This is a genomic window from Burkholderia sp. LMG 13014, from assembly GCF_905232215.1.
Lineage (GTDB): Bacteria > Pseudomonadota > Gammaproteobacteria > Burkholderiales > Burkholderiaceae > Burkholderia.
The window spans coordinates 1-7,828 of the sequence record NZ_CAJNKE010000270.1; the positions used below are offsets into that span (position 1 = coordinate 1).

Annotated in this window: 8 protein-coding genes; 7 read left to right on the forward strand and 1 reads right to left on the reverse strand. The window is 62.2% G+C overall.

Annotated features, from left to right (window positions below; translation table 11 throughout):
- The coding region (locus JYJ84_RS22670; protein WP_205189492.1) for a collagen-like triple helix repeat-containing protein at nucleotides 1–703 on the reverse strand (703 nt) is incomplete at its 3' end.
- 678 nt (nucleotides 704–1,381) lie between these two features.
- Here JYJ84_RS22670 and JYJ84_RS22675 point away from each other — a divergent pair.
- The 7 genes from JYJ84_RS22675 (at nucleotide 1,382) to JYJ84_RS22705 (ending at nucleotide 7,760) form a co-directional block, all read left to right on the forward strand.
- Nucleotides 1,382–1,603 carry a Flp family type IVb pilin gene (locus JYJ84_RS22675; protein ID WP_122945181.1) on the forward strand — a complete coding sequence of 74 codons (222 nt, stop codon included), beginning with the start codon at nucleotides 1,382–1,384 and terminating at the stop codon, nucleotides 1,601–1,603.
- 101 nt (nucleotides 1,604–1,704) lie between these two features.
- A complete protein-coding gene (locus JYJ84_RS22680) occupies nucleotides 1,705–2,205 on the forward strand; it encodes a prepilin peptidase (protein ID WP_122946651.1) in 501 nt (166 codons plus the stop codon).
- Nucleotides 2,202–2,660, forward strand: coding sequence for a TadE/TadG family type IV pilus assembly protein (locus JYJ84_RS22685; protein ID WP_122945182.1), 459 nt, complete (start codon nucleotides 2,202–2,204; stop codon nucleotides 2,658–2,660). The genes JYJ84_RS22680 and JYJ84_RS22685 overlap by 4 nt, the downstream gene beginning before the upstream one ends.
- Before the next feature lie 76 nt (nucleotides 2,661–2,736).
- Entirely contained in the window at nucleotides 2,737–3,660 is a 924-nt protein-coding gene (gene cpaB, locus JYJ84_RS22690; RefSeq protein ID WP_122945183.1) for a Flp pilus assembly protein CpaB, read from the forward strand.
- Between the two features lie 65 nt (nucleotides 3,661–3,725).
- Nucleotides 3,726–5,057 (forward strand): type II and III secretion system protein family protein, encoded by a 1,332-nt coding sequence (locus tag JYJ84_RS22695; RefSeq protein WP_122945184.1) that lies wholly within the window; start codon nucleotides 3,726–3,728, stop codon nucleotides 5,055–5,057.
- Between the two features lie 60 nt (nucleotides 5,058–5,117).
- Nucleotides 5,118–6,392, forward strand: a complete 1,275-nt coding sequence (locus JYJ84_RS22700) for a fimbrial protein (RefSeq protein ID WP_122946652.1) — start codon at nucleotides 5,118–5,120, stop codon at nucleotides 6,390–6,392.
- 3 nt (nucleotides 6,393–6,395) lie between these two features.
- Entirely contained in the window at nucleotides 6,396–7,760 is a 1,365-nt protein-coding gene (locus JYJ84_RS22705; RefSeq protein WP_122945185.1) for a CpaF family protein, read from the forward strand.
- The last annotated feature ends 68 nt before the right edge of the window (nucleotides 7,761–7,828 follow it).

Genomic DNA, 7,828 nt, shown 5'->3' on the forward strand with positions numbered 1-7,828 from the left:
CGCCGACGGCGCCCGTGACCGGCGCGAGCGGCGTCAGCGGGCCGCTGCCGAGGCTCGAGACCAGGTTGCCCGTCTGCGTGACTGCGCCGCCGAGTTGGTTGACCACGCCGCCCGTGCTGGCGAGCGTGGTGCCGAGCGGATCCTTCGTCGCGCCGAGCTGGCCGAGACCGTTGCCAAGGCCGTTGCCGAGCGCGGTCACGGCACCGCCGACGTTCTGCACGATGCCGCCTGCAGCCTGCGTGGTGGCCGGGTTGACGCCCGGCAGCGACTGGTTGGCGATGACCGAGCCGAGACCCGAGACGGTTCCGCCGACACCCGTGACGATGTTGCTGCCGCTTGCGAGGACATTTCCCACTGCGTTCGACGACACACCCGAGGTGCCGGAGGTACCGCTCGTACCCGACGTACCGCTGGTGCCGGAGGTACCACTCGTGCCCGAGGTTCCGCTGGTGCCGGAGGTACCGCTCGTGCCCGACGTACCGCTGGTGCCGGATGTGCCGCTCGTGCCCGAGGTACCGCTCGTGCCGGACGTACCGCCACCCGACGTGGAGATCGAATCGCCAGCGCCCGAGCTCGAGCCGCCGCCGAGCCCCTGGCTGATGGAGCCGGAACCGCCGCACGCGGAGAGGGAAAGCATGGCTGCAACGGTGGCCGCGATCAGAGTCGTCCGGAACACGCCATGAGGGATAACCTTAATGTCCATTTTGTCCTCGCATTAAAAATGTGTTGTGAACTTCGTTGTGTTGAGTGGTGCGCGGACTACTCTGCAACAGTCGTGCCATTTCGATGCCCGACGGTTCGACAACAGGTTTTAAACGGGGCAATTCCTTGTTGGAAAAGGAAGTTATGGAAATTGAAAGATTGTTGAATCTGTTTAAGTACAGACAAATGAGAACGGTTTCGACCGTTTCGTAACGTAACGTCACAACATTGGCGTTACGCGTGGGGCGTAACGTGGGGGCCGCGCAGGCTTGGTGGACGAGGCAATTGTTTTACTGATGGATTAGGTGTGCACATCTAACCTATCGTAAATCCTATGTGTAAGTCATACCGAAACACCGTACAAATACGTCGTGCTGCTGGTCATTTTTTTCGATCCATGCCGTTAAAAGAGGTTGGAAGTTAAATAGGATCGGATATAGAATCCGGAGCAGATGTAAGCAAATGTACGGTTCGGTACACAACGTTCGAGGAGGGGCACTATCGCGAATGTTAACTTGCATCAAATGGTGATACATGCCCCTCTGGGCAATCTATAAAGAAAGCGCACCCGATTGTCGTTACAGCAGATGTGGCGAACAGCGCGGGGCAAGCGGCCAGATATGCGGGGACCTATACGTATAAAAGGCCAAAGAACGTAAATACAGGCACGAGGAATAAAATGAAAGCAAACATCAAGCGTTTTCTTAAGGAAAACAACGGGGTTACCGCGATCGAGTACGGGCTGATCGCGGGTCTTGTCGCTGTCGCGATCATCGTGGGGGCTACTTCGCTCGGTAGCAGTCTGAACAGCGTGTTCACGAATATCGGGAGCTGCCTCACGTCCGGGTCGGGTACCGGTACTAGCTGTTCGCCAACCAGTATTTTCAAGGCTGCTGCATAGTCAGCACGACACCTTCACTTCGTAAAAGTTGTGGCGGTACCGTGGTGGGCGGGTTGCCTCGGCAGTCTGCCCGCTACGGCATGTCTGCTGGTGGCGACGCGATGGCACATCTTATTTTCAGCGGGGCATTCCTGGTCTGGGCGACATGGGTCGCGACCAGCGATATTCGTTTCCGGCGTATTTCGAATCTGGCGGTGCTGATCGGACTGATTTGCGGCCTCGGGGGGGCGCTCATTGGTGCGAATCCGTTCGGCGTTTCCTCGGCTCAGGCGACGGTCGGCATTCTGTTCGGGTTTGTCGGACTCCTTCCGTTTTTCCTGTTGCGCGTCATGGGGGCAGCAGACGTCAAGATATTCGCCGTTCTCGGAGCCTGGTGTGGCGCGCATGCGTTGCTGTGGCTCTGGGTCGCCGCGAGTCTTGCCGCGGGCATTCACGCGCTTGCTTTGTTGCTGTTGTCGCGTACGTCACTCGGCGCATTGTGGCGGCGTGACGAACCCGCTCTGGCACTCGGCGGATTCCGGGCGACACCTTATGCGGCATGCCTCGCGATACCGGCTGCGGTGTGGCTCGTCTACCTCGTCTCGGGAGGGGGTGTGCGATGAAACGATACAGGCAGCGGTGCGGATACGGACGGCAGCGGGGGGCGACGGCAGTCGAGTTTGCGATCGTGTTCCCGGTCTTCTTCGTGATTTGCTACGCGATCATCAGTTTCGGGATGATTTTCGCGATTCAGCAGAGCCTGACGTTTGCCGCAGGTGAAGGCGCGCGTGCGGGGTTGAACTATGCGACGGATCTCACGGCGCGCATGAACAACGCACAAACTACCGCAATGTATTTCCTCGGTTGGCTGAATGTCGGCACACAGCAAGTGGCAGTGAGCGCGCCTCAATGCAGCTACGACACGGCGCCGAAGACTTCACCGTCGTTGTATTGCCTCAGTGTCACCGTAAATTACACACCGGTCGGGTGGGTGGCGACCATACCTTTCATGGGAACGATCCTGACTCAGCCGCTGACGGGCGCGGCGGTCGTGCAAATTCCGCAGTCGATCCTGTGATCCGGCCGGTGCCGACGCGCGAATCACGGAGCAGCAATATTTACTCGGATCTTCATTCCGGCATCCATACGACAACATGGCCAACAATTTAACGAAAATCATCGCCGGGCTTCTGATCGCAATTGCCGTTTTGCTCGGAATCTATGCGTGGATACTCGGGCGCAGTGCCCCTAATCCTGCGCAAATCCAGCAGCCTGTCGCCGCCAATCCGGTGCCGGTCGTGGTCGCAACGCGCACGCTGCCCGTGGGCCAGCCGATTCCGGCCGATGCATTGAAGGTTCAACCGATCGCGCCGCCGCCGACGGGGGCATTTGCCGAACCGGTCACGCTGGTCGGCCGCGTGCCGGCGAGGGACATTCCCGCATCGACGCCGGTTGTCGCGGATGCGCTGGTCTCCGGGCTGGCCGAGGATATCCAGTCGGGCGAGCGCGCGGTCGCGATTCGCGTTGACGAGACCAATGCGGTCGGCAACCGGCTGAGGCCAGGCAACTTCGTCGACGTGTTTCTGAACCTGAAGCGCGAGGGGGGCACGATGCTCGACGGTGAAGTGTCGCAAACGCAGGCGCGACTCCTGATGTCGAAAGTGCGTGTGCTGTCGTTCGGTGATGCGACGCCGGATCGTGACAGCGGCAACAACGTGAATGGTAACAACGGGCAGCCAAGCAATGTGCGTATTGCCGTGCTGGCGGTTCCGACCGCACAGGTCGATGCGTTGACGCTTGGTGAAGCGAGCGGACGGCTGACGCTCGCGCTGCGCAACCCGCGCGACGATGAATTGGCGATACAGACGGTTGCGATGCGCACGGACAACAAGTTGTCGCCGTCGGCGCTTGCTGCCGCCGGGGTCTCGCTGCAGCAACTGTCGGGCACGCCGAGAACCCCCGTAGCCAACATGAATGTACCGCCGTTGCCGTCGCGTCTACCGCTGCCAGTGCGGCCAAGCGGGGGGGGCGGCATCGAAGTGATCCGTGGCGGCCGGTCGGAAACGGTTGCCAATTGAACGACATCGACGGCCATCGATATCAGCGACGACAAGCAAAGGGCCGCGGGACGGTCTACAAAACAATGAAAAACACACTGATTGCATTCGCGATTGCTATTTGCACCATGACCTTCGCCTCGTTCGCGAGCGCGACCGGCACGATCGAACTCGCGGTCGGCGCGCAGCGGCAGATTTCGGCGGGCCGCACGCTGCAGCGTGTTGCGGTGGGCGATCCGGCGGTTGCCGACGTACTGATCATGAAAGGCAGTCGCGCCGGCTCCGTGCTGCTGACTGCGAAGGCACCCGGTGCAACAAATGTGATGCTGTGGGAGCGTGGCCGCGACGAACCAACCGTCTGGAATGTCGAGGTCGTCGATGCGGCCGCGCGAGCGGTGCTCGACGGCTCCACGCCGCGTGTGAATGCTTATGGCGGTACGGCGGTGCTGCAGGGTTCGTCGGCATCGCTCGATGCGCACGCGCAGGCGGCGACAGTCGGTAAGGGCATGAGCACAAAAGGGGGTGTGATTGACCGTTCGACGATCGCAGGCAAGAGCGTCGTGCAGGTTGACGTGCGTGTCGTCGAATTCAGCCGTTCAGTGCTCAAGCAGGTCGGATTCAATTTCTTCAAGCAGAGCAACGGTTTCTCGTTCGGTTCGTTTTCACCGGGCGGCGTGCAATCCTACAGCGGCGGTTCGGGCCCCGGCACCGGGGGATATGTTCCGACGCTCGGCTCACCTGTCTCCTCGGCGTTCAACCTGGTGGTGAACGCTGCCGGCCGCGGGATCTTTGCCGACCTGTCGCTGCTCGAGGCCAGCAATCTTGCGCGTGTGCTCGCGGAGCCCACGCTCGTCGCATTGTCCGGCCAGAGCGCGAGTTTCCTTGCGGGTGGCGAAATCCCGGTTCCATCGCCGCAAGGGCTGGGCTCGACTGCGATCCAGTGGAAGCAATACGGTATCGGGCTGTCGCTGACACCGACGGTGCTGAGCCCGCAGCGTATCGCGCTGAAAGTTGCGCCGGAAGCGAGTCAGCTCGACTACGTGAACAGCGTCACCATCAGCGGAGTTGCCGTGCCGGGGATCACGACGCGCCGCGCGGATACGACGGTTGAACTTGGCGATGGAGAGAGCTTCGTGATCGGTGGCCTGATCGACCGCCAGACGATGTCGAACGTAAGCAAGGTACCGCTGCTCGGCGATTTGCCGATCATCGGTACGTTTTTCAAGAATCTGAACTATCAGCAGAACGATCAGGAATTGCTGATCATCGTGACGCCGCATCTCGTCGCGCCGATCGCGAAGGGGGCGGTATTGCCCGCGACGCCCGGCGAGTTGTCCGAACAGCGCGACGGGCCGGTGTGGAAATCGTATCTGGGTGGAGCCGCGTCACCCGACGCTGCTCCGGGTTTTTCGAAATGACTGCGATGCATCGCGGGTCGCGACGTATCGCCACGCGTTGCGTAATCGGGGGTGTTCAACATGAACGCGCGAATCCAATCATTGTGTGAACCCGCCGTGACAGACTATTTTGTTTGCGCATCGCAACAGGAGGCGCATGTCCGCTGGCTGGCCGATACGCTCGTATCGGCCGGTGCGGTCGAGGCTGCGTCACTTGAGCCGGGCGTGCTCGCGCAACGCATCACGGGTCTCAACCCCGCGCTCGTATTCATTGATTTTTCCGGCGGCAGCACGGCGGCGAGCGTGGCAGCCGCGGCAGTACGCGCATCCCATCCGGGATTGCCGATTGTCGCGCTCGGCTCGCTCGCCCAGCCGGAGAGCACGCTCGCCGCATTGCGCGCCGGCGTGCGCGATTTCATCGATGTGTCGGCCACGGCGGAGGATGCGTTGCGCACGACGCGCGGACTGCTTGCGCACGTCGGCGAGCCAGCGAGCCGTCACGGCAAGCTCGTCGCGTTGCTGGGCGCGCGCGCTGGCATGGGGGTGAGTACGCTCGCGGCGAATCTCGCCGTGTGGCTGCAGAAGCGGGCGGTGAGCCCGGGGGCAAGCGGTGAGGCGAACGGTGGCACACCGGCCGGTCGCCAGACCGCGCTCGTCGACCTCGGGTTGCCGGCAGGCGATGGTGCGCTGTTCCTGAATACCCGCTGCGAATTCCATTTCATCGATGCGGTTCACAACCTGCGCCGAATCGACCGGACCTTCGTCAATACCGCGCTGACCCGGCATGAGAGCGGCGTTGCATTGACGACGCTGCCGGCCGATCTCGGTGGGCTGCGTGACGTCTCGTACGCGTCGTGTGCCGGATTGCTGAACCGGTTTCGCGCGTTTTTCGATCAGCAGATCGTCGATCTCGGTGGCTTTTCGAACCGCGAGTTCGTTGCCCAGATTACCGCCTCGGCCGATGAAGCGTGGCTTGTCTGCGATCAGGGCGTCGCGTCGATCGTGTCCGCGGCCGATTTGCTCACCGGGTTGCGCGACGCGGGTGTCGATACCGATCGGGTCCGGCTCGTCGTCAACCAGTACGATCCCGCACTCGACCTGACACCTGCGCAAATCGCCGAGCGTCTTGGCCTGGCGCTGGTGGGCACATTGCCGTCGCGCCGCGTCGCGATCAGTCACGCGGCAAACCAGGGCCGGCTCATCGTCGACACGACCGAGCGTGACCCGTACGTGCGCGCGCTCGAGTCGCTCGCGGCGCGGCTGCCAGGCGTGTCGATCACATCGGCAGCCACGCGGCCGGCATCCGGCCTGTCTGCGCTGAAGCGCTTCATTCAACCCTCGTCCAAGCGGTCGTAAGCGATGGCACACGACATTCAATTCGCCGACGGCGCAGCGCCGTTCTCCCAGACGCAGCAATTTCACGACATCAAGAATGCCGCGCATGAACATCTGCTGACGCGCATCGAAGAATTGGGCGCCGAGTTCGGCCGATGGTCCCGACAGGCGATCAACCAGTTCGTCGATCTCGAGATCGACAGCTTCGTGCGCCTGCGCCGCATTCCGCTCAACGAGAACGAGGTGCGTGCGATCGCCGAGGCGCTGACGAAGGAGCTTGCGGGCTTCGGGCCGATCGAGGACCTGCTCGCAGACCCGGCAGTCGAGGACATCCTGATCAACGGCTACAACGACGTGTACGTGTCGCGTCACGGGATCCTCGCCAAGCTGCCGGTGCGCTTTACCGACAACGCGCATTTGCTGCGGATCGTGCGTCGAATCCTCGCGCCGATCGGCCGCCGTCTCGACGAGTCGAACCCGATGGTCGACGCACGACTGCCCGACGGTGGCCGTGTGAACGTCGTGATCGAGCCGTTGTCGATCGACGGCCCGGTCGTATCGATCCGGAAATTCCGCAAAGATCCGCTGAAGCCGTCCGATCTGCTCGGCAACGGGACGTTCAACGAAGAGATCAACGCGCTGCTCCAGGCGGCGGTCGAGGCGCGCTGCAACATTCTGGTGTCGGGCGGCACGAGTTCCGGCAAGACGTCGCTGCTCAACGCGCTCGCGTTCCACATTCCGGAGATCGAGCGTGTCGTGACGATCGAGGATACGGCAGAGCTGTCGCTGAATCACCCGCACGTCGTACGGCTCGAGAGCCGTCCAGGCGGTTTCGATGGCACCGGCGTCGTGTCGATTCGCGACCTGCTGCGCAATACGCTGCGGATGCGCCCGGACCGGATCATCGTCGGCGAAGTGCGCGGCGGCGAAGTGCTGGAAATGTTGCAGGCGATGAACACGGGCCACGATGGCTCAATGGGCACCGTGCATGCGAGTTCGCCGCGCGAGTGTCTGTATCGTCTCGAGATGCTGGCGGGCTTTGCAGGTTTCCAGGGTACCGAGTCGAGCCTGCGTCGGCAAATCGCGAACGCGATCGACTTCATCGTGCAGATCGGGCGTCTGTCGAACGGGCGACGGCGGATCCTGTCGATCACCGAAGTGACCGGGCTGTCCGACAACATCATCGCGACGCAGGAGCTTTACCGTTACGAGGCGCGTGTGACGCAGGAAGGCGAGGAAGTCGACAACTGGGAGACGCTCGGCATCCATCCGCACTCGCCGAAGCTCGCGCGCTACCGTCAGACGCTGACGAGCGGCGGTTTTGGCAATGGCGGATTTGGTAGCGGTTTCGGTGGTGGCGGGTTCGGCCGCGGCGGCTTCAATGTATAGCGCGATGGTTTGGGTGCTGGCCTTCGCGATGATGTGCGTCGCGGCCGCGATGATGCTGTGGCGTCACG